At 71.8% G+C, this 23,719-nt stretch carries 22 protein-coding genes; 3 read left to right on the forward strand and 19 right to left on the reverse strand.

The annotated features are described in order from the left end of the window. Positions 1-85 precede the first annotated feature (85 nt). Complete coding sequence (locus ACSIH6_RS22165) at positions 86-487, reverse strand: type II toxin-antitoxin system VapC family toxin (RefSeq protein ID WP_435110234.1); 402 nt, start codon at positions 485-487, stop codon at positions 86-88. Continuing rightward, the gene (locus tag ACSIH6_RS22170) at positions 484-744 is read right to left on the reverse strand and encodes a FitA-like ribbon-helix-helix domain-containing protein (RefSeq protein ID WP_061080367.1); all 261 of its coding nucleotides are present in this window, start codon (positions 742-744) and stop codon (positions 484-486) included. The genes ACSIH6_RS22165 and ACSIH6_RS22170 overlap by 4 nt, the downstream gene beginning before the upstream one ends. 116 nt (positions 745-860) lie before the next feature. Between ACSIH6_RS22170 and ACSIH6_RS22175 the strand changes: the two genes are divergently transcribed. Then, positions 861-1,622, forward strand: a complete 762-nt coding sequence (locus ACSIH6_RS22175; protein WP_435110235.1) for an IclR family transcriptional regulator — start codon at positions 861-863, stop codon at positions 1,620-1,622. On the opposite strand, the gene ACSIH6_RS22180 is transcribed toward ACSIH6_RS22175, so the two are convergent. Next, on the reverse strand, positions 1,614-2,294 hold the full coding sequence (locus tag ACSIH6_RS22180) for a hypothetical protein (protein ID WP_435110236.1): 681 nt from the start codon (positions 2,292-2,294) through the stop codon (positions 1,614-1,616). The genes ACSIH6_RS22175 and ACSIH6_RS22180 overlap by 9 nt on opposite strands. A 113-nt stretch (positions 2,295-2,407) precedes the next feature. Here ACSIH6_RS22180 and ACSIH6_RS22185 point away from each other — a divergent pair, with 113 nt between their 5' ends. Continuing rightward, positions 2,408-2,665, forward strand: a complete 258-nt coding sequence (locus ACSIH6_RS22185) for a stalk domain-containing protein (RefSeq protein WP_017567636.1) — start codon at positions 2,408-2,410, stop codon at positions 2,663-2,665. Between the two features lie 282 nt (positions 2,666-2,947). On the opposite strand, the gene ACSIH6_RS22190 is transcribed toward ACSIH6_RS22185, so the two are convergent. From ACSIH6_RS22190 to uvrC, 9 genes are all read right to left on the reverse strand, one after another. Further along, complete coding sequence (locus tag ACSIH6_RS22190; protein WP_013154023.1) at positions 2,948-3,319, reverse strand: RNA polymerase-binding protein RbpA; 372 nt, start codon at positions 3,317-3,319, stop codon at positions 2,948-2,950. 79 nt (positions 3,320-3,398) lie between these two features. After that, positions 3,399-3,635: a preprotein translocase subunit SecG gene (secG, locus tag ACSIH6_RS22195; protein WP_017567639.1), complete on the reverse strand. Its 237-nt coding sequence runs from the start codon at positions 3,633-3,635 to the stop codon at positions 3,399-3,401. Positions 3,636-3,907: 272 nt separating this feature from the next. Then, a complete protein-coding gene (gene tpiA / locus ACSIH6_RS22200) occupies positions 3,908-4,684 on the reverse strand; it encodes a triose-phosphate isomerase (RefSeq protein ID WP_435110237.1) in 777 nt (258 codons plus the stop codon). 37 nt (positions 4,685-4,721) lie between these two features. Beyond that, complete coding sequence (locus tag ACSIH6_RS22205; protein WP_435110239.1) at positions 4,722-5,906, reverse strand: phosphoglycerate kinase; 1,185 nt, start codon at positions 5,904-5,906, stop codon at positions 4,722-4,724. Positions 5,907-6,047: 141 nt separating this feature from the next. Next, positions 6,048-7,052, reverse strand: a complete 1,005-nt coding sequence (gene gap / locus ACSIH6_RS22210; RefSeq protein ID WP_435110240.1) for a type I glyceraldehyde-3-phosphate dehydrogenase — start codon at positions 7,050-7,052, stop codon at positions 6,048-6,050. A gap of 327 nt (positions 7,053-7,379) precedes the next feature. Then, entirely contained in the window at positions 7,380-8,360 is a 981-nt protein-coding gene (whiA, locus tag ACSIH6_RS22215; protein ID WP_017567643.1) for a DNA-binding protein WhiA, read from the reverse strand. 244 nt (positions 8,361-8,604) lie between these two features. Next, entirely contained in the window at positions 8,605-9,579 is a 975-nt protein-coding gene (locus tag ACSIH6_RS22220; RefSeq protein ID WP_435110241.1) for a gluconeogenesis factor YvcK family protein, read from the reverse strand. A gap of 99 nt (positions 9,580-9,678) precedes the next feature. Continuing rightward, positions 9,679-10,563: an RNase adapter RapZ gene (gene rapZ, locus ACSIH6_RS22225; RefSeq protein WP_435110242.1), complete on the reverse strand. Its 885-nt coding sequence runs from the start codon at positions 10,561-10,563 to the stop codon at positions 9,679-9,681. Beyond that, a complete protein-coding gene (uvrC, locus tag ACSIH6_RS22230) occupies positions 10,560-12,587 on the reverse strand; it encodes an excinuclease ABC subunit UvrC (protein WP_435110243.1) in 2,028 nt (675 codons plus the stop codon). The genes rapZ and uvrC overlap by 4 nt, the downstream gene beginning before the upstream one ends. 234 nt (positions 12,588-12,821) lie before the next feature. On the opposite strand from uvrC, the gene ACSIH6_RS22235 reads away from it, so the two are divergent. Beyond that, positions 12,822-13,961, forward strand: a complete 1,140-nt coding sequence (locus tag ACSIH6_RS22235; RefSeq protein ID WP_435110244.1) for a mechanosensitive ion channel family protein — start codon at positions 12,822-12,824, stop codon at positions 13,959-13,961. A 120-nt stretch (positions 13,962-14,081) separates the two neighbouring features. On the opposite strand, the gene ACSIH6_RS22240 is transcribed toward ACSIH6_RS22235, so the two are convergent. The 7 genes from ACSIH6_RS22240 to ACSIH6_RS22270 form a co-directional block, all read right to left on the reverse strand. Then, positions 14,082-14,480, reverse strand: coding sequence for a Rieske (2Fe-2S) protein (locus ACSIH6_RS22240; RefSeq protein ID WP_017567647.1), 399 nt, complete (start codon positions 14,478-14,480; stop codon positions 14,082-14,084). A 121-nt stretch (positions 14,481-14,601) separates the two neighbouring features. Then, entirely contained in the window at positions 14,602-15,330 is a 729-nt protein-coding gene (locus ACSIH6_RS22245; protein ID WP_435110245.1) for an RDD family protein, read from the reverse strand. Positions 15,331-15,554: 224 nt separating this feature from the next. Beyond that, positions 15,555-18,389, reverse strand: coding sequence for an excinuclease ABC subunit UvrA (gene uvrA / locus ACSIH6_RS22250; RefSeq protein WP_435110246.1), 2,835 nt, complete (start codon positions 18,387-18,389; stop codon positions 15,555-15,557). A gap of 330 nt (positions 18,390-18,719) precedes the next feature. Next, positions 18,720-19,751, reverse strand: a complete 1,032-nt coding sequence (locus ACSIH6_RS22255; RefSeq protein WP_435110247.1) for a TerC family protein — start codon at positions 19,749-19,751, stop codon at positions 18,720-18,722. A 340-nt stretch (positions 19,752-20,091) separates the two neighbouring features. Beyond that, positions 20,092-21,174, reverse strand: a complete 1,083-nt coding sequence (locus tag ACSIH6_RS22260) for a glycosyltransferase family 4 protein (protein WP_435110248.1) — start codon at positions 21,172-21,174, stop codon at positions 20,092-20,094. Then, positions 21,171-22,793, reverse strand: a complete 1,623-nt coding sequence (gene murJ, locus ACSIH6_RS22265) for a murein biosynthesis integral membrane protein MurJ (RefSeq protein WP_435110249.1) — start codon at positions 22,791-22,793, stop codon at positions 21,171-21,173. Before murJ ends, ACSIH6_RS22260 begins: the two co-directional genes overlap by 4 nt. Positions 22,794-22,803: 10 nt before the next feature. Then, positions 22,804-23,718 (reverse strand): hypothetical protein, encoded by a 915-nt coding sequence (locus ACSIH6_RS22270; protein WP_435110250.1) that lies wholly within the window; start codon positions 23,716-23,718, stop codon positions 22,804-22,806. Between the last annotated feature and the right edge of the window lies 1 nt (position 23,719).

The raw sequence follows: 23,719 nt of genomic DNA on the forward strand, positions 1-23,719 counted from the left end.
CGTGGCCCCTGGTGAAGGGCTGACACGAGGGTTCCGTCTGGGATCTCAGACAGCAGGGGCGCCTGCTCGCCGGTCTCCTGCCCGGCTAACGGATAATCCGCACCTCACACCGCAGTCCCGGAGCGGAAACCAGCCGGACATCCCCTGTCACAAGGGCACAGTCCAACGCCTCCGCCACAGCAACGTAAGCCGCGTCATACGCGGTGAGGTTGGAACGGAGCTCCCAGATCCTGTCCGCCACACCTCCGACGGGCTCCACGTGCGCGATGGCCTGCAAGCTGTAGAGCTTGCGTGCTGCTTCAGCGTCACTGACCGACACCTTCTTCCCGAGCACGAGTCCTCGCAGGGCATTGAGGAACTCCACCCGTTGGTGGTTGGGGGCGTACCACTCGCTGTCAGCACCCAGAACACGTCGCGCCATGGTCGTGGAACGCCCCGGCGCTCCAAGGTAGAGATCAATCAGGACGGACGTGTCGACAACGATCACACGGCACCGCTCTCACCATGAGCGTCCAACGCCTCGTCTCCACGAGCGGCTCGTACCGCCATGACGATCTCGTCCATGCTCAGGTTGGCCCCTGGCAAAGGGGTCTGCTCGACAATCTCCCGGTTGCGGACAAAACGCGCCTCGCGCTCCAGCAGGGTCAGCAGATAGGCCTGGAGCGACTTGCCCGACCGCTTGGCCTCAACGGTCAGAATCTCTCTGACCTCGTCCGGAACGTCCTTGACCTGAATAGCTCCCATGGAGCCATAGTAGCGCCAAAACCAACCAGATGAACGAAGAAAAACCGCCTCTTTGGCGCCAGACAGAAGTCTTGTTGGAGTTTTCCGGCCAGCACGTCATGCGAGACAATCAGGGTATGAGCCTCGTTCCGGCGGCCACCCGCGCGCTGCGGCTGCTGCGCTTCCTGGCGACCCGCCCCGGGCCGGTGTCGGCCTCGGCGATCGCCGCCGAGCTGGGCGTGCCCCGCTCCAGCGTGTACCAGCTGCTGGAGGCCATGGCGCGGGAGGGCTTCGTGACCCACCTGCCCGAGGAGCGCCGCTGGGGCCTGGGCGTGGCGGCCTTCGAGATCGGCTCGGCCTACCTGCGCCACGACGGCGTCGAGCGCCTGGCCCGCCCGCTGCTGCACCAGCTCACCGAGGCCACCGGCGCCACCGCCCACCTGGGGGTGTTGCACGGGGCCGACACCCTGTACCTGCTCAAGGAGCAGCCGCCGCACGCCCCCTCCCTGATCACCGGGGTGGGAGTGCGCCTGCCCGCGCACCTGACCGCGTCGGGGCGCTCCATGCTGGCCCGGCTGCCGCGCGCCCAGGTGCGCGCCCTGTACCCGGACGCGGCGGCCTTCACCACCCGCACCGGCCGGGGCCCGGCCTCGCCGGGCGAACTGCGCCGGGTGCTGGCCGAGGAGCAGCGCCAGGGCTGGTCGATCGAGGAGGGGCAGGTCACCGAGGGCTTCGTGTCGGTGGCGGCGGCGGCCTGTGACCACAACGGCCGCCCCGCCGCGGCGATCAGCCTGACGGTGCCCAGCGCGCGGCCGGTCACCCCGCAGGCGCTGGCCGGGCGGGTGCGCGACGCCGCGTCCGACCTGACCCGGCGCCTGGACGGCCGGACCTCACCGTAGCGGCGGGGTCCGCTCCACGACCGAGGGCAGCGGGGCCGTGCGCTCCACCATCCGCAGGATCTTCTCCTTGAGGTCGGCGGGCACCTGCACGTAGAACTGCGTGGGCGCGTCCACCGCCTCCAGGTCCAGGCTCTCGGCGGTCTCGGCCCAGCTGGGCAGCTCGGCGTCGGTGCGGTGGGTGTCCAGCACGAACTCGATGAAGTAGGTGAGCCTGCGCCCGCCGGTGTGCACCTCGCGGATGCGCCGGATCTCCGTCCAGGCGATGAACGTCCCCTCGCCGGGGAACCACCACTTGCGCTCCTGGAGGACCGTGACGCCGTCGCTGTCGGCGCTGATGCCCTGCCGGGTGATGCGCTGGGGCAGCCCGCGCAGCACGAACACGTTGCTCCCCGGGCCGACGAAGAGCATGACCAGGCCGGCGAAGGCCCACAGCGTCACCGAGCCGACCGTGCTCTCCTCGCGCAGCACGTGCCAGAGCATCGACCCCAGGACCACCAGGAACCCCACCGTCAGGGCGGCGGAGAAGTAGGCCGCGGCCATCCACATCCGCGTGTTGGGGCCGCGCAGGCTGACGTACCTGCGCAGGTGGGAGACACTTTCGGGCGTTCGGGTCAGGTCCGAGGGAACGCCTCGGGGGGCGGCGGGGGCGTCCGCGGGTTCGGGGGAGGCCATACCCACCATTCTCCCCACTCCGGCGGGTGCTCCGTGCGCCGGATCCTCCGTGGCCGTGGGGAGGTCGGCCAAAGCACGGGTGGGAGCGGCTGGGGAGCGCTAGAGTCCGGTCCATGAGGCCGAACACGAGCGAGTACGACACCGAACTGAGGTTGAACGGCGAGGTGATCGTCCTGGACGGGATGCCCTACCAGGGGCGCACCGTGCTTCCGGAGGGGCCGGACAGGTTCGCCTGCCTGGAGCGCTGGGCCAAGGGGGTGGCCGAGACCTTGGGGGAACCGGTGACCTGGCGCGCCGCGGAGAACGGGCGACTGGCCGGGCGCGGGACGGTGCAGCCCGGTCCCGGGGCTCAGAACCGCCGGGCGCTCTGAGCTCCGCACTTGGCGCACTGGAACTTGCGGTCGTCGCCGAGTATCCAGTCGTGGTCGCCGCCGGTGGGGCACGTAGACATCGACACCATCTCCTCACAGGGGCTGTCGGGGTGCGTGCCGATCACTCTATTTCCCAAGAACCACACCAGTCCCGAGAATGAGAAGTTCGCTCTCGTATTCACGTACGGCTGGGGCGTCGGCCCCGGACACGGGGCCCGGACACACGCGTGGGGCCCGTCGCGGTCGCGACGGGCCCCACGGAAGCCTGTGGGGGAAGGCCGACTAGTTCTGCCTGGCCCTCATGTGGGCCTCGACGGCGGCGCGGTCGGCGCGCAGCTTGGCCAGGGCCTCGTCGAGGATGAGCTTGCCCTCCTCCTCGCTGCGGCGCTCCTTCACGTACGCCAGGTGGGTCTTGTACGGCTCGGTGCGCGGCGGCGACGGGGGGTTCGCCTTGTCCTTGCCCGCGGGGAAGCCGCAGCGCGGGCAGTCCCACTCGTCGGGGACCAGCGCCTCGCTCGCGAAGCTGGGCACGACCTCGTGCAGGTTCGCGCAGTAGAACGGAACCCGGACGCGCGGAGCGGCCTCGCCCCGCTCGGCCTCGCCCATGGGACCGGCTCCGACACGGCTGCCACGAATGGCACTGCCACTACCCACGAAAAACTCCTTCGGCGAACTCGCTCACCGGTTCTCGGGCGAGCTTGACGGTGGACGGGGTGTGCCCGCGGGTCGCGGGCTACATGCCCCGGTTGATCAGCAGGCCGAGGATGACGATGGCGAGGATCCACACGACCCCGATCACGACGGTCATCCGGTCGAGGTTGCGCTCGACCACCGACGATCCGCCGAGCGAGGACGTGACGCCACCGCCGAACATGTCGGAGAGACCGCCGCCCTTGCCCTTGTGCATGAGCACCAGGAGGACCAGCAGCACGCTGAGAAGCATCACGAGGATGGACAGACCGAGGATCACACGCTCACCCGTAGCTCGACCCCGAAGCGGGGGGTATGGACCGACCCCCGTTTCCCGTGCGCACCAGCGGTGACGCCGGGCCGGTGCGGACACCTGGAAAGCAGGGGACCGGGGACAATTTCGGATTTTACCGTGCCCTTGGCAGCACGGGCGGGGAAACCGCGAGGCACGGAGAACCCCACAGCGAAGTCTAGCCCGACCCGGCGACCTGTCGGGCACCCCGCCCGTCACCATCGGGCATCGAAGCGTGACGGGCGGGGTCCGCGCGGCGGTTAGCGCTCGCCGAAGCGGATGATCCTCACGAACTCGTCGGCCTTGAGGCAGGCGCCGCCGACCAGGGCGCCGTCGACGTCGTCCTTGGCCATGATGCCGGGGGCGTTGTCGCCCTTGACCGAGCCGCCGTAGAGGACGCGCACCGCGCCCGCGACCTCCGGCGAGTACAGCTCGGCCAGGCGCGCGCGGACCGCCGAGCACACCTCCTGGGCGTCCTCGGGGGTGGCGACCTCGCCGGTGCCGATGGCCCACACGGGCTCGTAGGCGACGACGATCCTCTCGGCCTGCTCGGTCGGGACCTCCTTGAGTGCGCCGTCCAGCTGGGCCAGGACGTGCTCGACCTGCTGGCCCGCCTTGCGGACCTCCAGGCCCTCCCCCACGCACAGGATCGGGACGATGCCGTTGGCGAACGCCGCCTTGACCTTGGCATTGACCAGGGCGTCGTCCTCGCGGTGGTACTCGCGGCGCTCGGAGTGGCCCACCAGCACGTAGGAGCAGTCCAGCTTGGCCAGCATGGAGCCGGAGATCTCGCCGGTGTAGGCGCCCTTCTCGTGCGCGGAGATGTCCTGGGCCCCGTAGACGATCTTGAGCTTGTCGCCGTCGACCAGCGTCTGGACGCTGCGCAGGTCCGTGAACGGCGGCAGGACGACGACCTCGGCCTTGTCGTAGTCCTTGTCGTTGAGCGCGAACGCCAGCTTCTGGACGAGCGCGATCGCCTCCAGGTGGTTGTTGTTCATCTTCCAGTTGCCCGCGATGAGCGGCAGGCGCTGGGACATGTCGGCACTTCCTCGTGTGTGAAGGGGAACTTCGGGCTTACTTCAGGGCGTCGATACCGGGCAGGTCCTTGCCCTCCAGGTACTCCAGGCTGGCGCCGCCGCCGGTGGAGATGTGACCGAAGGCCGCCTCGTCGAAGCCCAGCGCGCGCACGGCCGCGGCGGAGTCGCCGCCGCCGACCACGGTGAAGGCGTCGGAGTCGACCAGGGCCTGGGCCAGCGCGCGGGTCCCCCCGGCGTAGGGCGCCATCTCGAACACGCCCATCGGGCCGTTCCAGAAGACGGTCCGGGTGTCGGCCAGCTTCTCGGCGAAGAGCTCCTGGCTGCGGGGGCCGATGTCCAGGCCCATCCGGTCGGCCGGGATGGCCTCGACGGCGGCCACGTCGTGCGCGGCGTCGGGGGCGAACTTCTCGGCGGCCACGACGTCCACCGGCAGGACGATCTCCACGCCCTCGCGCTCGGCGCGCTCCAGGTAGCCCTTGACGGTGTCGATCTGGTCGGCCTCCAGCAGGCTGGAGCCGACCTCGTAGCCCTGGGCCTTGAGGAAGGTGAAGACCATGCCGCCGCCGATGAGCAGGCGGTCGGCGGTGCCCAGCAGGTTGTCGATGACGCCGAGCTTGTCGGAGACCTTGGAACCGCCCAGGACCACGGCGTAGGGGCGCTGGGGGTCGCCGGTGAGCCTGCGGAGCACCTCGACCTCGTTCAGCACCAGGCCGCCGACGGCGTGCGGCAGCCTGCCGGGCAGGTCGTAGACACTGGCGTGCCTGCGGTGCACGGCGCCGAAGGCGTCGCCCACGTACAGGTCGGCGAGCTGGGCGAAGCGGTCGGCGAGCTCCCCGCGCTCGGCGTCGTCCTTGCTGGTCTCCCCCGGCTCGAAGCGCACGTTCTCCAGCAGGGCGACCTGGCCGTCCTCCAGGGCGGCGGAGGTGGCGCGGGCGGACTCCCCCGCGGTGTCGGAGGCGAAGGCCACCTCGGTGCCGAGCAGTTCGCCCAGGCGGGCGGCCACCGGGCGCAGCGAGTAGCGGGGCTCCGGAGCGCCCTTGGGGCGGCCCAGATGGGCGGCGACGATCACGCGGGCACCGCGCTCGCGCAGCGCGGAGATGGTGGGCACGGCCGCGCGGATGCGCCCGTCGTCGGTGATCCGGTCGCCGTCCAGGGGCACGTTCAGGTCGGCCCGGACGAACACGCGCCTGCCGGAGACGTCGAGGTCGTCGATCGTCCGCATGCTGGTTCTCCTCTTGGAATGTGGGATGTGGCGGTCCCGGGCGGTGGGGCCGGGAGGAGCGCGTACGACGGCACCCCTCCGCGCGCACTGCGGGCGAAGGGGTGCCGTCTCACGCGCCGGTGGCCATGAGGGCCGTGGACGCTACAGGCCGGATCCGACCAGCTTGGCCAGGTCGACCAGGCGGTTGGAGTAGCCCCACTCGTTGTCGTACCAGCCGACGATCTTGACCTGGTTGCCGAAGGCCATGGTCAGCTTGGAGTCGAAGGTGCACGAGGGCGAGGTGCCGACGATGTCGGAGGAGACGATCTCGTCCTCGGTGTAGACGAGCACGTCCTTGAGCGGACCCTCGGCGGCGGCCTTGAACGCGGCGTTGACCTCGTCCTTGGTGACCTCGCGCTCCAGGGTGACGACCAGGTCGGTCACGGAGCCGTCGGGCACGGGGACGCGCATGGCCATGCCGTCCAGCTTGCCCTGGAGCTCCGGGATGACCAGCGCGGTGGCCTTGGCGGCACCGGTGGTGGTCGGGATGATGTTCTGCGCGGCCGCGCGGGCGCGACGCAGGTCCTTGTGCGGGAAGTCCAGGATGACCTGGTCGTTGGTGTAGGCGTGGACCGTGGTCATCAGGCCCTGCTTGACGCCGAAGCTGTCCAGGAGGACCTTGGCCATCGGCGCGACGCAGTTGGTGGTGCAGGAGGCGTTGGAGATGACGTGGTGGTTGGCCGCGTCGTACTTGTCGTCGTTGACGCCCATGACGACGGTGAGGTCCTCGCCCTTGGCCGGGGCGGAGATGATGACCTTCTTGGCGCCCGCCTCGATGTGCTTCTTGGCGTCCTCGGCCTTGGTGAAGTGGCCGGTGGACTCGATGACCACGTCCACGTTCAGGTCCGACCAGGGCAGCTGGGCCGGGTCGCGCTGGGCCAGCACCTTGATGGTCTTGTCGCCCACGCGGATGAAGTCGTCGCCGACCTCGACGCCGCCCTCCAGGGTGCCGAGCACGGTGTCGTACTTGAGCAGGTGCGCGAGCGTCTTGGTGTCGGTGAGGTCGTTGACCGCGACGATTTCGATGTCGCTGCCACCAGTGGCGACCGCGCGCCAGAAATTGCGGCCGATCCTACCGAAGCCGTTGACGCCTACACGGATGGTCACGGAACCAATCTCCTCATATATCGCACATCATTTCCACCCGGGCATTACCCCCGCCCCGAACGCCGTACTCCGGGGTCAACCGGTCGACTGCCATGAGCAGGTTCAACGCACACAGGGTGTTCACCACGAGCCTAGCGGAGCACCGGCGGGGAGCCGCTGCTGGGCCACGGCCGGGCCAGCGGGCCCGGTGGATTCGCGACCATCCTGGCACTGCGAGCCGGAGAGGTCTATACCATTTTCCGAAGTTATCCCCGAGTTTTCGCAGTTAACAAAGCCGAACATCGGTGTTACGGCGGCATCGCCCGAAGGCCGCGGGGAGACTCCGGGTCAGGGGACCAGCATGTCCGGGGTCAGGTTGGCCTCGGTGCCCTCGATACCCAGGTCGCTCGCGCGCTTGTCGGCCATGGCCAGCAGCCTGCGGATACGCCCGGCGATGGCGTCCTTGGTCAGCGGCGGGACGGACAGCTGGCCCAGCTCCTCCAGGGAGGCCTGCTTGTGCGCCAGGCGCAGCTGGCCCGCGGCCACCAGGTGCTTGGGGGCGTCCTCGCCCAGGATCTCCAGGGCCCGCTCCACGCGCGCGCCCGCGGCCACCGCCGCCCGCGCGCTGCGCCGCAGGTTCGCGTCGTCGAAGTTGGCCAGCCGGTTGGCGGTCGCGCGCACCTCCCGGCGCATCCGCCGCTCCTCCCAGGCCAGCACGCTCTGGTGCGCGCCCAGCAGGGTCAGCAGCGCGCCGATGGAGTCGCCGTCGCGGACCACCACCCGGTCCACGCCGCGCACCTCGCGCGCCTTGGCGTGCACCTTCAGCCGGCGCGCGGAGCCCACCAGCGCCAGCGCGGCCTCCGGGCCGGGGCAGGTCACCTCCAGCGACATCGACCGGCCCGGCTCGGTCAGGGAGCCGTGCGCGATGAACGCGCCCCGCCAGGCCGACTCTGCGTCGCAGGCGCCACCGGCCACCACGTGCCGGGGCAGGCCGCGCACCGGGCGGCCGTTGTTGTCCACCAGCCCCGTCTGCCGGGCCAGGGACTCGCCGTCCTTGATCACCCGGACCACGTACCGGTTGCCCTTGCGCAGACCGCTCGGGGACAGCACGACCACCTCGGACTCGTGGCCGAAGACCTCGGAGATGTCCTTGCGCAGGCGGCGCGCGGCCGCGCCCGTGTCGAGCTCGGCCTCGATCACGATGCGTCCGCCCACCAGGTGCAGGCCTCCGGTGAACCGCAGGATGGTGGACACCTCCGCCTTGCGGCAGCATGGCTTGAGAATGGTCAGCCGGCTCAACTCATCCTTCACCACGCCGGTCATCGCCATCGCTGAGGTCCTCCCCGTCACACAACCTGGCCCGGCACCACGCACTCGGCACCGGGGATGAGCCGCCGCGGCCCCGCCACGAGCGGCTTACTCCGTGGCAGACTACGTGACCAGGCGCTGGCTGCCGACCCCCGCACGGCGTGTTGCCCATCCGCCGACCAGCCGCGCCGCGCACCCTGGGAGCCTTCGTGCCGGTGTGCGGCCAATTGCTCCCCACCTGTGAGGACGCTGTCCCGCCGGATCCTCAGCCCTCCAGGATCCTCTCGAAGGCCGCCGCGAGGCGGTCGGGATCGTGGCGCGGCGTGCCGTCGTCGCGGGACAGCTCCGCCAGCTCCAGGCGCCCGCCCAGCTCGCCGACCACCCGCACCAGGGGCTCGGGCTCGTCCACGGTCCCCCGGTCGGCGAGCACCACGTCCACCCCCAGCTTGGGCGCGTGCTCGCGCAGCACCTCCAGGTAGGTCTCGGGGCGGAAGCCGTCGGTCTCGCCCCGCTGCGGGGACAGGTTCAGGGCGACCATACGCTTGGCCCGGGTGGTGACCAGGGCGTGCGCCAGGTCGGGGACCAGCAGGTGGGGCAGCACGCTGGTGAACCACGACCCGGGGCCGAACACCACCCAGTCGGCCTCGCGGACCGCCTTGACCGCCTGCGGGCTGGCGGGCGGATCCTCGGGGATCAGCGAGATGGAGCGCACCTTGCCGCTGGTGCTGGCGCACGCCACCTGGCCGCGCACCGTGGTCAGCTCCTCGGGCCGCTCCGGGTCGATCCCCGACACCTCGGCGGCGATGTCCAGCGGCACCGACGACATCGGCAGCACCCTGCCGTGCGCGCCCAGCAGCTGGCCCACCCAGTCCAGGCCCGCCACGGAGTCGCCGAGCAGCTCCCACAGGGCCACGATCAGCAGGTTGCCGACCGCGTGGCCGTGCAGTTCGCCCTCGGAGCGGAAGCGGTGCTGGATCACCTCGCTCCAGGTGTGCCCCCACTCGTCGTCGCCGCACAGCGCGGCCAGCGCCATGCGCAGGTCGCCGGGGGGCAGGACGCCCAGTTCCCGGCGCAGGCGGCCGCTGGAGCCGCCGTCATCGGCGACGGTGACGACCGCCGTCACGTCGGTGGTCACCCTGCGCAGGGCCGACAGGGAGGCGTGCAGGCCGTGCCCGCCCCCCAGCGCGACCACTCGGGGCGGGCGTCGCCCGTCACCGTCGGGTGCTGTGCTCTTCGCCATGGCTGTGGTCTGCCCCTCGTCCCATGTCCACCGGACGAATCGGACCGTACCACCGAGAACGGTGCACCGCGGGCAGGGCGCGTGTCGGGCGCCCGCGGGTCACTCCCGTCCGACGTCCCGGTGGACCACGTGCACGTCCACACCCTGGCCGCGCAGCCGGTCGGCGAACTGCTCGGCCATGGCCACACTGCGGTGCTTGCCCCCGGTACAGCCCACCGCCAGCGTCATGTAGTGCTTGCCCTCGCGCTGGTACCCGGCGATAGTCAGCTTGAGGACGTCGGAGTAGGCCTCCAGCATCTCCTTGGCCCCGTCCTGGGCCAGGACGTAGTCGCTCACCGCGTCGTCGCGGCCGTTCATCGGCCGCAGCTCGGGCACCCAGTGGGGATTGGGCAGGAAGCGGCAGTCCAGCACCAGGTCCGCGTCCACGGGCAGACCGTGCTTGAACCCGAAGGAGACCACGTTGGCGCGGGGACGCGCCTCGTCGCTCTCCCCGAAGAAGCCGATCACCCGGGCCTTGAGCTGGTGCACGTTGAGCTGGGAGGTGTCGATGACCAGGTCGGCCTCGCCGCGCACCGCCCGCAGGGTCTCGCGCTCGCGGTCGATGCCGTCGGTCAGGCGCCCGTCGCCCTGGAGGGGGTGGGGCCTGCGCACGCCCTCGAACCGGCGGACCAGGGCGTCGTCTCCGGCCTCCAGATAGAGCACGCGCGCGGTGATGTCGCGCTTGCGCAGTTCCTCCACCGTGGACAGCAGGTCCTCGGTGAAGGCCAGCGAGCGCACGTCGACGACCACGGCGACCCGCGGCACCGCCCCGTGCGTGCGTCCGGCCAGCTCGATCATCGTCGGCAGCAGGCCGGGCGGCAGGTTGTCCACCACGAACCAGTCCAGGTCCTCCAGGGCCCTGGCCGCCGTGCTGCGGCCCGCACCGGACATGCCGGTGACGATGACCACCTCGGGTGGCAGTTCCCCGCCCAGTTCGACCGTCATGCGTCTCCTCCCCCGTCAGTGATGTGCTGTGCTGGTGCTCCGTCGCCCTGGCCGCCTGCTCCGGCGGGGCCGCCGGACAGGTGCGCGTGCACGGCCTCGGCCAGCTTGGGACCGATCCCGGGCACCGCCGCGATCTCCTCGGCCGTGGCCGAGGCGAGCCTGCGCACCGAGCCGAACGCCTTGATCAGGGCCGTCCTGCGGGACGGGCCCAGACCGGGCAGTTCGTCCAGGCTGCTGCCGGTCAGCGCCTTGGCGCGCTTGTGCCGGTGGTACTGGATGGCGAAGCGGTGGGCCTCGTCGCGCACCCGTTGGAGCAGGTAGAGCCCCTCGCCCGCGCGGGGCAGGATCACCGGGTCCTCGTCGCCGGGCAACCACACCTCCTCCAGGCGCTTGGCCAGACCGCACACGGCGACGTCCTCGATCCCGAGTTCGTCCAGGGCGCGGCGCGCCGCCTCGGCCTGGGGCCGGGCGCCGTCCACCACCACAAGGTTAGGCGGATAGGCGAACTTCCCGGGTGACGGCTCGTCGTCACTTTGGTGACCACCGTGGTCGCCGGTCTCGCCCATGCGGGCGACCTCGCCGCTCCTGGCGCTCTCCTCCAGGTAGCGCCGGAAGCGCCGGTGGACGACCTCGTACATGGCCGCGACGTCGTGCTGCTCGCGGCCGCCCTCGCCGCTGCCGCGGACGGAGAAGCGGCGGTACTCGGACTTGCGGGCCAGGCCGTCCTCGAAGACGACCATGGACGCCACCACGTGCTCGCCCTGGAGGTTGGAGATGTCGAAGCACTCGATGCGCAGCGGTGCCTCGGACAGCTCCAGGGCCTCCTGGATCTCCTGGAGGGCGCGGCCGCGGGTGCTCAGGTCCCCGGCCCGGTGGGTCTTGTGCCGGGCCAGCGACTCGGCCGCGTTCTTGGCGACGGTCTCCATCAGGGACTTCTTGTCGCCCCGCTGGGGCACCCGCAGGTCCACCGAGGAGCCGCGGTGCTCCGACAGCCAGGCGGCCATGGCGGCGGGGTCGGCGGGCTCGTGGGAGACCAGGACCTCGCGGGGGACGGCGGTGCCGGTTCCCCCGCTCTCGTCCTCGCCCTGGGTGGGTCCGTAGATCTGGCCGAGGAAGGTCGCGATCAGTTCGCCGGGGCCGGCGTCGGTCATCTTGTCCACCACGTAGCCGCGCTGGCCGCGGATGCGCCCGCCGCGCACGTGGAAGATCTGCACGGCCGCCTCCAGCGGGTCGTCGGCCATGGCGATGACGTCGCAGTCGGTGGAGTCGGGCAGGACGACGGCCTGCTTCTCCAGGGCGGCGCGCAGGGCCTCGATGTCGTCGCGGATACGGGCGGCCCGCTCGTACTCCATCTCCCCGGCGGCCTCGCGCATCCGCCCCTCCAGCTCGCGCAGGAACCGGCCGGTGTCGCCCGCCAGGAAGGAGCAGAAGTCCTCGGCCAGGGCCCGGTGGTCCTCGGGCGAGGCCTTGCCGACGCAGGGGGCCACGCACTTGCCGATGTAGCCGAGCAGGCAGGGTCGGCCGCTGTTGCGGGCGCCGCGGAACACCCCCGGCGAGCAGGTGCGCACGGGGAAGACCCGCAGCAGCAGGTCCACGGTCTCGCGGATGGCCCAGGCGTGGGAGTAGGGGCCGAAGTAGCGCACCCCCCTGCGCTTGGCGCCGCGCATGACCTGCACCCGGGGGAACTCCTCGTTGAGGGTGACCGCCAGGTAGGGGTAGCTCTTGTCGTCGCGGTACTTGACGTTGAACCGGGGGTCGTACTGCTTGATCCAGGAGTACTCCAGCTGGAGGGCCTCCACCTCGGTGCCGACGATCGTCCAGTCGACGTCGGCCGCGGTGGAGACCATCTGCTGCGTGCGCGGGTGCAGTCCGGCGAAGTCGCGGAAGTAGGAGGAGAGCCGGGACCGCAGGTTCTTGGCCTTGCCCACGTAGATCACGCGTCCCGAGGAGTCCCGGAACCGGTACACGCCCGGGTCGGTGGGGATCGATCCGGGCGCGGGGCGCAGGTGAGGAGTCGCAGCCATGGTCCCATTGTGGTAGGTCGGGGGGACATACGGCCAACCGAGCCCCGTGCGCCCCGTGCGTGGCGCGTCTCACCCCGCGGGCCCCCGCGCGCCGGGCCCGTTCTCCGGGCGCCGCACGCGCCCGCGCGCCTCCGGCGCGGGTAAGCCAAACGTCACGATTGGGTATCCGCATGCTCTAGGTTGGGCGGGTACACAGGAACTTCCCGACATCGACGACAAGAGGGGCCCTTCGTCGTGAGCCTGCCCCAATGGATCACGGTCGGCGTCACCGTCACGGTCGCGGTGCTGCTGGTCTTCGCCCTGCGCTGGGTACTCAAGCACAAGCTGGGCAAAGCCTGGCGGGTGTCCCAGTACGTGGTCCACCGCACGACCTACACGAGTTACGGCGCGGCCGCGGTGGTCGGCGCGAACCTGTCACTGCCCAGCCCCGCCAACGTGGACTGGGGCACGTACCAGGCCATCGACCACGCGATGAGCATCCTCATGATCGCGACGCTGACGGGCCTGGGCGTCAGCCTGGCCTACGCCGTCACGGACATGGTGCTGGCCCGGCTGTCGGTCGCCAACGGCGACGCCGACCGCAAGGCGCGGCGCATCCAGACCCAGGTGCGGCTGCTGCGCCGGGTGATCACCTCGATCATCGTGGTGCTGGCGGTCGCCGCCATCCTGTTCACCTTCGACGAGGTCCGCGCGCTCGGCGCCGGGCTGCTGGCCTCCGCGGGCGTCATCGGCATCGTCGCCGGTGTGGCCGCCCAGTCCACGCTGTCCAACCTGTTCGCCGGGCTCCAGCTGGCCTTCAGCGACGCCCTGCGCATCGGCGACGTGGTCGTGGTCGAGGGCGAGTGGGGCCGGGTCGAGGAGCTGAGCCTGGTCAACGTCACCATCAAGATCTGGGACGAGCGCCGCCTGGTGGTCCCGGTCGCCAACTTCACCACGACCAGCTTCGAGAACTGGACCAAGCAGGGCACGGCGATCACCGCCAAGGTGGTGTTCCCGCTGGACTGGGAGGTCCCGATCGAGGAGATGCGCGAGGAGACCGGGCGCCTGATCACCCGCAGCGACCACTGGGACGGACGCAGCTGGTCCTGCCAGGTCGTGGACATCGCCCCGACCGGCGAGGTGATGGTGCGGGTGGTGGCCACCGCCGCCGACACCGGACACCAGTGGGACATCGCCTGTGAGATCCGCGAGCACCTGATCGGCTGGCTGGTCGAGAACTACCCCGAGTCCCTGCCGCGCCACCGCGCCCAGTTCCTGGCCGCCGACGACGAGGACGAGGCCGCCTACGCCGCCCAGTTCCCCACCTCGGCGTTCCGGCGCCACGAGCCCAACGGCGTCAGCGGCCCGCCCGGGGGCGACCCCGGCGAGGCCTGACCCCGACCGAGCCGCACACGCGACGGCGCCCGGAGCGGATCCGCTCCGGGCGCCGTGGTGTCGGTGGCGGGTGGGAGCCCGCGGGGCCCTCGCCCCGCTCCGGCCCGCCCGCCGGTCCCCTCAGGATGAGGGGCCCTGGAGGATGATGTCGGTGCCCTCGACGGTGACCTCGAACGGCTCCAGCGGCTCCTGCGCCGGACCCACCAGGGCCTCCCCGGTGGAGATGTCGAACTCGCTGCCGTGGCACAGGCACCGGATGACCTCGTCCACCTCCTGGACGGTGCAGCCCGCGTGCGTGCACGAGGCGCCGAAGGCCCGGTAGTCGCCCGCCTCGGGCTGGGTCACGACCAGCTTGCTGTTGCTGAAGACCGCTCCCGCCCCCTCGGGGACGTCGGTGGTCTGGCCGACCACCTGGCCGTACCGGACCTCCTGGGGCTTGGGCTCCTGTCCGCCGCAGGCGCTCACGGCCGTGACGGCCGCGGCCGTCCCCGCCGTCCCGAGCAGTCGGCGCCTGCTCATCCCGCACCCGCACGTCCTCTTACCGGCCACGACGAAACGCTCCTCACCTGCGCCGAAATATCACTACACAATGTAGTAGGTACGGCGGGGTGCCCGGGTTCCGGGGTGTGTGCGAGAACCCTCAGCCCTGCGGCGGATACGGGGGCGGCGCCGGGGAGCGCGGATCCGCCGCGCCCACGTCGAGCACCACGGTCCCGGCGATCCGGTCGTGGAGTCCCTGCCGGTTGGGTCGGTTCCAGGCCGCCATCCCGCCGGTGAGCAGCGCCGTCACGGCCACCACCAGCACCCACCAGATCCAGCCGGTGGTGAAGAGCAGGAAGAACAGCAGGAAGGGCAGGGCCAACAGCGCGGCGCGCACCGTCAGGGCCGCGAGGGGCGGCGCACCCAGGCTGCCGCTCCCGGACTGGGTGGCGACCCTCAGCCCGACGCGGCGCTTGCCCAGCGTCTGCTGCCAGCGGGAGAGGGCGAGGGTCTCGTAGCCGGTGTAGAGCAGGAAGAAGGTCACCGACAGGAAGAGCGGGTAGCGGTCGTCGATACCGGCGGTGCTGCCGGAGCCGACCGCCTGGACGCCCACCCAGGCCAGGGAGAGCACGAGCGCCAGCAGCAGCGCGGGCAGGGCGACCAGGAGCAGGTCGACACCGCGCGCGTACACCCGCGACCGCCAGGCGGCCAGGGGGTAGAGCCGCTCCACGGGCTCGGGGCCCTGCGCGCCGAAAGGGGCGTCTGCGTGGAAGCCCGCGTGGAAGCCGGTGTGAGCGCTGGAGGGCTCCTGGTGTCCCGGGTAGGGCGGGGGCTGTTGGGCCCCAGAAGGCGTTGGCCCGCTGTGGTCCGGCTGGGGAGGGACGTTCATGAGCTGGCCAACCTCCAGGGCGGGTCATCGGAGTCGCGCGGGGGCCTGGCGCGGACGCGGCGCCGGGGGCGGGAAGCCGCCGGGCGCAGGCACGGACACATCCGACTCTACTCAGATGAGACACGTGTCGCGAACCCGCCAACCCGATGTGGTCTCAGACGGCCCCGCGCCCCGCGCCGGAGACCGGGACGGGGCGCGGGGCGGCGGAGCCGCCGGGCGCGGGTTCAGAGCATCTTGGCCAGGAACCGCCCGGTGTAGGACTCGGCCACCGCGGCGACCTCCTCCGGGGTTCCCTGCGCGACCACGCTGCCGCCGCCGGAGCCGCCCTCGGGACCCATGTCGACGACGTGGTCGGCCGTCTTGATGACGTCGAGGTTGTGCTCGATGACGATCACCGTGTTGCCGGTGTCGGCCAGCCGGTTGAGCACGCCCAGCAGCTTGCGGATGTCCTCGAAGTGCAGGCCGGTCGTGGGCTCGTCGAGCACGTACACCGTCCGCCCGGTGGAGCGGCGCTGGAGCTCGGCGGCGAGCTTGACCCGCTGCGCCTCACCGCCCGACAGCGTGGTGGCGGGCTGGCCCAGCCGCACGTAGCCCAGGCCGACGTCGGCCAGGGTCTGGAGGTGGCGGCGGATGGCGTTGATCGGCTCGAAGAACTCCAGGGCCTCCGAGATCGGCATGTTGAGGACCTCGGAGATGTTCTTGCCCTTGTAGCGGACCTGGAGGGTCTCCCGGTTGTACCGGGCGCCGTGGCACACCTCGCAGGGCACGTAGACGTCGGGCAGGAACTGCATCTCGATCTTGAGCGTGCCGTCGCCGGAGCAGGCCTCGCAGCGGCCGCCCTTGACGTTGAAGGAGAACCGGCCCGGCTGGTAGCCGCGCGTCTTGGCGTCGGTGGTCTGCGCGAACAGCTTGCGGATGTGGTCGAAGACCCCCGAGTAGGTGGCCGGGTTGGAGCGCGGGGTCCGCCCGATGGGGCTCTGGTCCACGTGCACGACCTTGTCGACCTTGTTCGTGCCGTTGACCCGCAGGTGGCGGCCGGGCACGTCGCGCGCGCCGTTGAGCTCCTTGGCCAGCGCCTTGTAGAGGATCTCGTTGACCAGGGTGGACTTGCCCGAACCGGACACGCCGGTGACGGCGGTGAACACGCCCAGCGGGAAGGCGACGTCGATCCCGTGGAGGTTGTTCTCGCGCGCCCCCCGGACCACCAGCTCGTGCCCCCGGGTGAGGGGTCGGCGCTCGACGGGCACCTCGATGCCGCGCTTGCCGGACAGGTACTCGCCGGTGAGCGAGTCCTCGGAGGTGAGCAGCTCGTCCACGATCCCCGAGACCACGACGTGGCCGCCGTGCTCGCCCGCGCCGGGGCCGATGTCCACGACCCAGTCTGCGGCGCGGATGGTGTCCTCGTCGTGTTCGACGACGATGAGCGTGTTGCCGATGTCGCGCAGCCGCTGGAGGGTCTCCAGCAGACGCGCGTTGTCGCGCTGGTGCAGGCCGATGGAGGGCTCGTCCAGCACGTACAGCACGCCCACCAGGCCGGAGCCGATCTGGGTGGCCAGGCGGATGCGCTGGGCCTCCCCGCCCGAGAGCGAGCCCGAGGAGCGCGCCAGGCTCAGGTAGTCCAGGCCGACGTCGAGCAGGAAGCCGAGCCGGGCGTTGATCTCCTTGAGCACCTGGGCGGCGATGACCGCGTCGCGGTCGGAGAGCCTGAGCTCGGCCAGGAAGGCCGCGCTGTCGCTGAGCGGCATCTGGGCGACCTCGGCGATGGACCGGCCGCCCACGGTCACCGCGAGCACGACCGACTTGAGGCGCGTGCCCTCGCAGGTCGGGCAGGGCACGGTGCGCATGTACCCCTCCAGCCGTTCGCGGCCGTAGTCGCTCTCGGTCTCGGAGTGGCGGCGCTTGACCCAGGGAATGACGCCCTCGAACTCGGTGTAGTAGGAGCGGTTGCGCCCGTACCGGTTGCGGTAGCTGACGTGGACCTGGGTGTCGTGCCCCTCCAGCAGGGCCTTGCGCGCGCGGCGCGGCAGCCGCTCCCAGGGGGTGTCCAGGTCGAAGCCGATCGCCTCGCCCACCGCCTTGAGGATGCGCTCCCAGTAGCCGCTGTTGGGCCCGCCGGACCAGGGGCCGATGGCGCCCTCGGCCAGCGTCCTCTCGGGGTCGGGGACCAGCAGCTCGGGGTCGACCTCCATACGCGTGCCCAGGCCGGAGCACTCGGCGCAGGCACCGTAGGGGGCGTTGAAGGAGAAGGAGCGCGGTTCGAGCTGCTCGAAGGACAGGTCGTCGTAGGGGCAGTACAGGTGCTCGGAGAAGACCTTCTCGCGGTCGGGGTCCCCGGCCTCCACGTCCACGAAGTCCAGGACGATGGTGCCCCCGGCGAGTTTGAGCGCCGTCTCCACCGAGTCGGTCAGGCGCCCGCGGGAGGAGGGCTTGACGCTGAGGCGGTCCACGACCACGGCGATGTCGTGCTTGTCGTAGCGGCCCAGCTTGGGCGCCTCGTCCAGACGCACGGCCTGCCCGTCCACGACCGCGCGGGTGTAGCCCTTGGACTGGAGGTCCTTGAACAGCTCGACGTACTCGCCCTTGCGCCCGCGCACGACGGGGGCGAGCACCTGGAAGCGGGTGCCCTCCTCCATCTCCAGGACGCGGTCCACGATCTGCTGCGGGGTCTGGCGCGCGATCTCGCGGCGGCACTCGGGACAGTGCGGGACGCCGATGCGCGCCCACAGCAGCCGCAGGTAGTCGTAGACCTCGGTGATGGTGCCGACGGTCGAGCGGGGGTTGCGGCTGGTGGACTTCTGGTCGATGGACACCGCCGGGGACAGGCCCTCGATGAAGTCCACGTCCGGCTTGTCCATCTGCCCCAGGAACTGGCGGGCGTAGGCCGACAGGGACTCCACGTAGCGCCGCTGGCCCTCGGCGAAGATCGTGTCGAAGGCCAGCGATGACTTGCCCGAACCGGACAGGCCGGTGAACACGATCATGGAGTCGCGCGGCAGGTCCAGCGAGACGTCCTTGAGGTTGTGCTCCCGGGCTCCCCGGACTACCAGTTGTTCGACCATCGAGTGAGACATCCTTCGGCTCTGGCGCACAGGACGCGGACCCCGTCGCGTGACGTCGGCTGACCCGTGTGGAACTTCGCGTGCGGCGGTCGGGGGCCTCCCGGAGACCGCCCGGGCCCCGGAGGCGGGCCGCTGAGGAGAGGGGGGAGGACGCGCTCGCCTCCCGCCCGTCCAGCCTAACGACCACCGACGACGGTTTCTTCCACCTCGGAAAACGAGATGGCACCCCGGCGCCGGAGCGCTCAGGGTGCCACCACTATAGACGAACGGCTGTTCGAATCCGGCCGTTTTCTGGAATGTCCTCGACGGGCGTGCGGGCCCGCCGTCCGCTCAGGAGCGGTCCGCCGGGGAGTCGACCGAGGGGTCGCGCTCGGTCTTGAGCTCGGGGTTCTTGCGCTCGTCGACGCGGGACTTGATCAGGCTGCCGACGATGGTGATGGTCATGATGCCGAGGATGACGGTCAGGGACAGGCCGATGCCGATCTCGGGCGTGGGCACGCCGTTCTCGTGCAGGGCGTGCAGGATCATCTTCACGCCGATGAAGACCATGATCGCCGACAGGCCCCAGCTGATGTAGGCCAGGCGGTCCATCAGACCGGCCAGCAGGAAGTACAGCTGGCGCAGGCCCAGCAGGGCGAAGGCGTTGGCGGTGAAGACGATGTAGGCGTCCTGGGTCAGACCGAAGATCGCCGGGATGGAGTCGACGGCGAAGACCAGGTCGATCATGCCGATCGCGACGATGACCAGCAGCATCGGCGTGATGTGGCGCTTGCCGTCGAGCTTCACGGTGAGGTGGGCGCCGTGGTAGTCGTCGGTCACCGGCCAGAAGCGCTTGAGGAGGCGCACCACCGGGGTCTGGGTGAAGTCCTTCTCCTCCTCGTCGCCCTTCATGTGGTCGCGGACGATCTTGTAACCGGTGTAGATGAGGAAGGCGCCGAAGAGGTAGAAGACCTCGCTCCAGGCGTTGATGACCTGGGCGCCCAGGACGATGAAGATGCCGCGCATGACCAGCGCGATGACGATGCCGACGAGCAGGACCTCGTGCTGGTACTTCTTGGGCACCGCGAAGGAGCCCATCAGAAGGTAGAACACGAAGAGGTTGTCGATGCTCAGGCTCTTCTCGGTGACGAACCCGGCGAAGTACTCAGCGCCTGCGGCTCCTCCGCCGAAGTACCAGACACCGAAGCCGAACAGGATCGCGATGCCGATGTAGAAGGCCGCCCACCAGGCGGCCTGCTTCATGCCGAACTCCTGGGGCCCCTTCGTCTTGCTCCAGGGATGGTCGACGATGATGAGGTCGATCACCAGGATGGCGACCATGGCGCCAATGGTGGCGGCCCACACCCACAAGGGAACGTTCACGGACGGTCTCTCCTCCGGTCAGTGCGCGCGAGCGGTGTGCACGCACGTCGAACCACCGGAGGTCTCTCCCGCTCACAGCACTGCGCTGCGAACCGGCGGCACCGGGAGGACGACTTTGTCCGCCGTGATGACGACACCGCCGCGACAGGGATACTCCCCTCACGTGTCAGGCCAGGATACCGGTACCGCACTGTGGGCGGCACACACCGGACCGTAGTCCAGGATGACATCTTCACTCCCGCGAGGTGAAGTCCCGGCGGAGGTGGCATCAACCGCACCCCGGGGACAGGTCCACCGAACCCCGGGGCCATCCCTTCCCCGCGTCCCCGCGCGCCCCACGTCACCGCCGCAGCACCGCCTTGTACACGCCCGCGGCGGCCTCCACCGCGTCCTCCTCGCTCGGCAGCGCCTTGGCCGCCTCGCGCGAGCGCGCCCGCAGGTCCTCGGCCAGCGCCGGGTCGTCCAGCACCCGGCCCACGGCCGCGGCGAACGCCGCCGGATCCCCCGGCGGCACCATCAGCACCGTCCCCGAGTACAGGTCCGGGATGCCGCCGACCCGGGTGGAGACCACCGGCAGCCCGGCGCGCAGCGCCTCCATGATCACCAGCGAGGGCCCCTCCCACTGGCTGGTCAGACAGAACACGTCCGCCGCCGCCAGCAGGTCGGCCACGTCCGCGCGGTGCCCCAGCATGCGCACGTCCGCGCGCATCTCCGCGGCCGTGTCGTGCAGCTCCCCCCACAGGGGCCCGTCCCCGGCGATCGCCACCACCGGTTCGGGCCGGCGGTCGGCGATGGCCGGCGCCGCCGCCAGGAGCATGTCCAGCCCCTTCTGCTCGGCCAGGCGGGCGACGGTCAGCAGCAGCGGCCGCTCAGACCGCACCGCCAGGTCCGCACGGGTGGCCTCGCGCCCGTTCACCGGCGCACCGGTCTCGGGAGCGGCCACCACCGCCAGCCGCGCGTCGCGCGCACCGACCGAGCGCAGCCTGCGCACCAGGTCGCCCGACACCCCCAGCACCACGTCCGCGCGGTGCGCCACGACCCGCTCCAGCACCGGGTAGGCCGCCGACAGCGCCCCCCGCACCAGCGGCGGCGCGTTGTGCGCGGTCACCACCAGCGGCGAGGCGCCGGCCAGCGCGCACAGGGCCCCGGCCCGCAGCCCGTGCGCGTGGACCACGTCCGCGCCCCGGGTCAGGGCACGCAGGCGCAGCACGGCGCCGGGATCGCCCGCGGAGGGCGCCGCGCCGATACCGACCGGGGAGAAGCGCATGCCCTCCGAGGTGAAGCCGAACTCGCGCTCGGCGGAGGCCGGGCCCAGCACCGCCACCCGGTGGCCGCGCGCGACCAGGCCCGCGCCCAGCGAGCGCACGTGGCGGCCCACCCCTCCACTGCTGGTACCGATGACCAGCGCGATCCTGGCGTTCAACGCCTCCCCCTCCTGCGTTCGAGTACGGTCCTGACCCGGTCGGCGACGGCACGCACCGCCGGACGGTCCACCACCGCCGCGACGGCCGCGTAGGCGGCCAACGCCGCCGTCGCCGTCGCCGCGGCCACCGCCACCGTCTGCCACACGCCCTCCGCGGGCAGGGAAGCGGCCACCGCGCGCCCCGCGCTCCACCCGACCACACCGCCCAGCGCCGCGGCCAGTACCGAGCGCGCCACACCCCCCAGGGCCACGCGCCCGTGCGCGCGCGCCACCCCCGCGCACAGCAGGGCCGCGGCCAGGGACAGGCCGACCGTGCTGGCCGCGCCCAGCCCGGCGATGGACCAGCCCTGCGGCAACACCCACACCAACACCACAGCACACAACATCACCACCAGCCACCCCACCACCTGGGCCGTGGCGGCCAGGCGGCCGTGGTGCGAGGCGTACAGGGCCCGGCTGAGCAGGGCGACCAGCCCGAAGCCCACCACCCCGGGAGCGTAGGCGAGCAGGGCGCGCTCCAGGGTCAGCGGGTCGTGCTGGGCGAAGACCAGGGCCACCGGGGCCGCGGCGGCGGCCAGGGCGGTACCCACCCCCGCGGTGACCACCACGCAGGCGCGGGCGCCGCCCGACACCAGGGAGGCGAACCCCCGCCGGTCGTGTTCGGCGTGCGCGACCGCCAGGGCGGTGAACGCGCTGGTGGCGATGGGCACCGCGATCACCCCGTAGGGCAGGGTGAACAGGGCCCAGGCGTAGGTGTGCAGCACGGCCGCTCCCGCGCCGCCGCCCCGGTTGGCCAGGGCCACGAACAGCAGCAGGCACAGCTGCATGGCCGCCAGCGGCAGCAGGGAGGCCAGCGCCAGGGCGCGCACGCGCCCGCCCACCCCGGGCGGGAAGGTCAGGCGCGGCCGGGGCCGCGTCCGCAGCCGTCGGGCGGGTCCCACGACCGTGAGGAAGAGCGCGGCCGCCCCGGCGGTGGTGCCCAGGGACAGGACGAGCTCGGCCGCCAACGGCAGGCCCGCCACGTCCTGGCGGTGGTCGGCTCCCAGCGGGACGAAGGCCACGTAGGCGGCGATGACCACCAGGCTGGACACCAGCGGGGCCAGGGCCGGGGCCAGGAAGCGGCGGTGGGACTGCAGGACGCCGTAGAGCACCGAGGCCAGACCGTAGAGGACGATCTGCGGGGCGAAGACCACGAGCATGCGGACGGCGAGCCCGAGCAGGGCGTCCCGGTCGCAGCCGGCGCCCGCGCCCAGCATGAGCGACATCGCCGGCGGCGAGACCAGGGCGAGCAGCGCCGACAGGGGCACGGCCAGCAGCAGGACCCACGTGATGAGCGCCGAGGCGGTGTGGCGCACCTGTTCGTGGTCGCCGCGCTGGGCGGCGGCGGCCAGGACGGGGACGACCACCGCGGTGAGCGCCCCGCCGATGACCACCTCGAACAGGACGGCGGGCAGCTGGTTGGCGGTGACGTAGGCGGTGCCCAGACAGGTGTCGCCGACGGTCTGGGAGAAGACCACGGTGCGCCCGAACCCCGCCAGCCTGGCCCCCACGGTGACCACCGCGATGAGCGCCGCCGCCGTGCCTACTCCGCGCGTCACCCCCTGGATGCTACGGGACACCGTGGCCGTCTCACTCGTGCCTGCCCCAGCGGTCGAGGCGGCGCAGGGCCGGAACGCGGTCGATGACGCGGGAGAAGCTGACGCGCTCGCTGGCCAGGGTCAGGGCGGCGACCCCCGCGAGCAGCGCGGCGCGCACCGGGCGGGTCGCCCGGGCCGCGGCGGCCGCGCCCAGCGCGGCGCCCAGGGCGTTGGCCCCGGCGTCACCGAGCATGGAGCGCTCGGCGAGCTCGTCGGGCAGCAACACGGCCGAGGCCCCCACGACGGGACCCAGCAGCGGCGCGGCCGGGGAGGCCAGGGCGGGGGCGGCGGCGATCAGCGCGACCTTGGCCGCGCGTCCGGGGCGCAGGTCGAACAGGTTGAGCAGGTTGGCGCTGGCGGCGATGAGCGCCCCGTCCAGCGCGGTGTCCAGGGGGGAGCGGCGCAGCAGGCGGGCGGCGGCGACCCCGGTGGCCCCGATACCCGCCATCTTGACCATGCCGCTGGTGACCCGGCCGCGCGCCAGGGCTCCCAGGTGCCCGCGCAGGCCGCGGGCCCGGGACGAGCCCGCCAGGTCGTCGTAGACGCCGAAGGCGGCGGCGCCCGCCGCGGCCAGCGCGGAGGCGGCGCGCACACGCGGTCCGGGGCCGGGCACGAGCAGGATGGCCGCGCACACGCCGCAGGCCAGAGCGGGACCCTGGCGCAGGGTGACGCGGCGGCCGCGGAAGTTGGTGCGCAGCCAGACGTCCGGCGCTTCGGGTGTGCCGGGTCCGGCGGCACGGGCGGCTCCGGCAGCACGGGCGGCTCCGGGCCGGGCGGAACGGCCGCGGGTGAGCAGGGAGTAGGCGGTGGAGGCCGCGGCGGCTCCGAGCAGGGCACCGGTCAGGCCCTGGGCCACGAACTGCGCGGCGGCGGATCCGGGACCCGGGAGGGGAACGGGGGTGGTCACC

Origin of the sequence: Nocardiopsis synnemataformans, from assembly GCF_965343085.1 — a bacterium.
GTDB lineage: Bacteria > Actinomycetota > Actinomycetes > Streptosporangiales > Streptosporangiaceae > Nocardiopsis > Nocardiopsis alborubida.

What these genes read in the sequence shown, in the direction of transcription:
- tpiA (WP_435110237.1), bottom strand. Translation starts at nt 4,684, where the DNA reads ATGTCCCAGCGCCTGCCGCTCATCGCGGGCAACTGGAAGATGAACAAC.
- ACSIH6_RS22185 (WP_017567636.1), top strand. Translation starts at nt 2,408, where the DNA reads ATGAGGCCGAACACGAGCGAGTACGACACCGAACTGAGGTTGAACGGC.
- ACSIH6_RS22240 (WP_017567647.1), bottom strand. Translation starts at nt 14,480, where the DNA reads ATGAGCAGGCGCCGACTGCTCGGGACGGCGGGGACGGCCGCGGCCGTC.
- ACSIH6_RS22220 (WP_435110241.1), bottom strand. Translation starts at nt 9,579, where the DNA reads ATGGCGAAGAGCACAGCACCCGACGGTGACGGGCGACGCCCGCCCCGA.
- whiA (WP_017567643.1), bottom strand. Translation starts at nt 8,360, where the DNA reads ATGGCGATGACCGGCGTGGTGAAGGATGAGTTGAGCCGGCTGACCATT.
- rapZ (WP_435110242.1), bottom strand. Translation starts at nt 10,563, where the DNA reads ATGACGGTCGAACTGGGCGGGGAACTGCCACCCGAGGTGGTCATCGTC.
- ACSIH6_RS22205 (WP_435110239.1), bottom strand. Translation starts at nt 5,906, where the DNA reads ATGCGGACGATCGACGACCTCGACGTCTCCGGCAGGCGCGTGTTCGTC.
- ACSIH6_RS22180 (WP_435110236.1), bottom strand. Translation starts at nt 2,294, where the DNA reads ATGGCCTCCCCCGAACCCGCGGACGCCCCCGCCGCCCCCCGAGGCGTT.
- uvrC (WP_435110243.1), bottom strand. Translation starts at nt 12,587, where the DNA reads ATGGCTGCGACTCCTCACCTGCGCCCCGCGCCCGGATCGATCCCCACC.
- ACSIH6_RS22245 (WP_435110245.1), bottom strand. Translation starts at nt 15,330, where the DNA reads ATGAACGTCCCTCCCCAGCCGGACCACAGCGGGCCAACGCCTTCTGGG.
- ACSIH6_RS22170 (WP_061080367.1), bottom strand. Translation starts at nt 744, where the DNA reads ATGGGAGCTATTCAGGTCAAGGACGTTCCGGACGAGGTCAGAGAGATT.
- uvrA (WP_435110246.1), bottom strand. Translation starts at nt 18,389, where the DNA reads ATGGTCGAACAACTGGTAGTCCGGGGAGCCCGGGAGCACAACCTCAAG.
- ACSIH6_RS22175 (WP_435110235.1), top strand. Translation starts at nt 861, where the DNA reads ATGAGCCTCGTTCCGGCGGCCACCCGCGCGCTGCGGCTGCTGCGCTTC.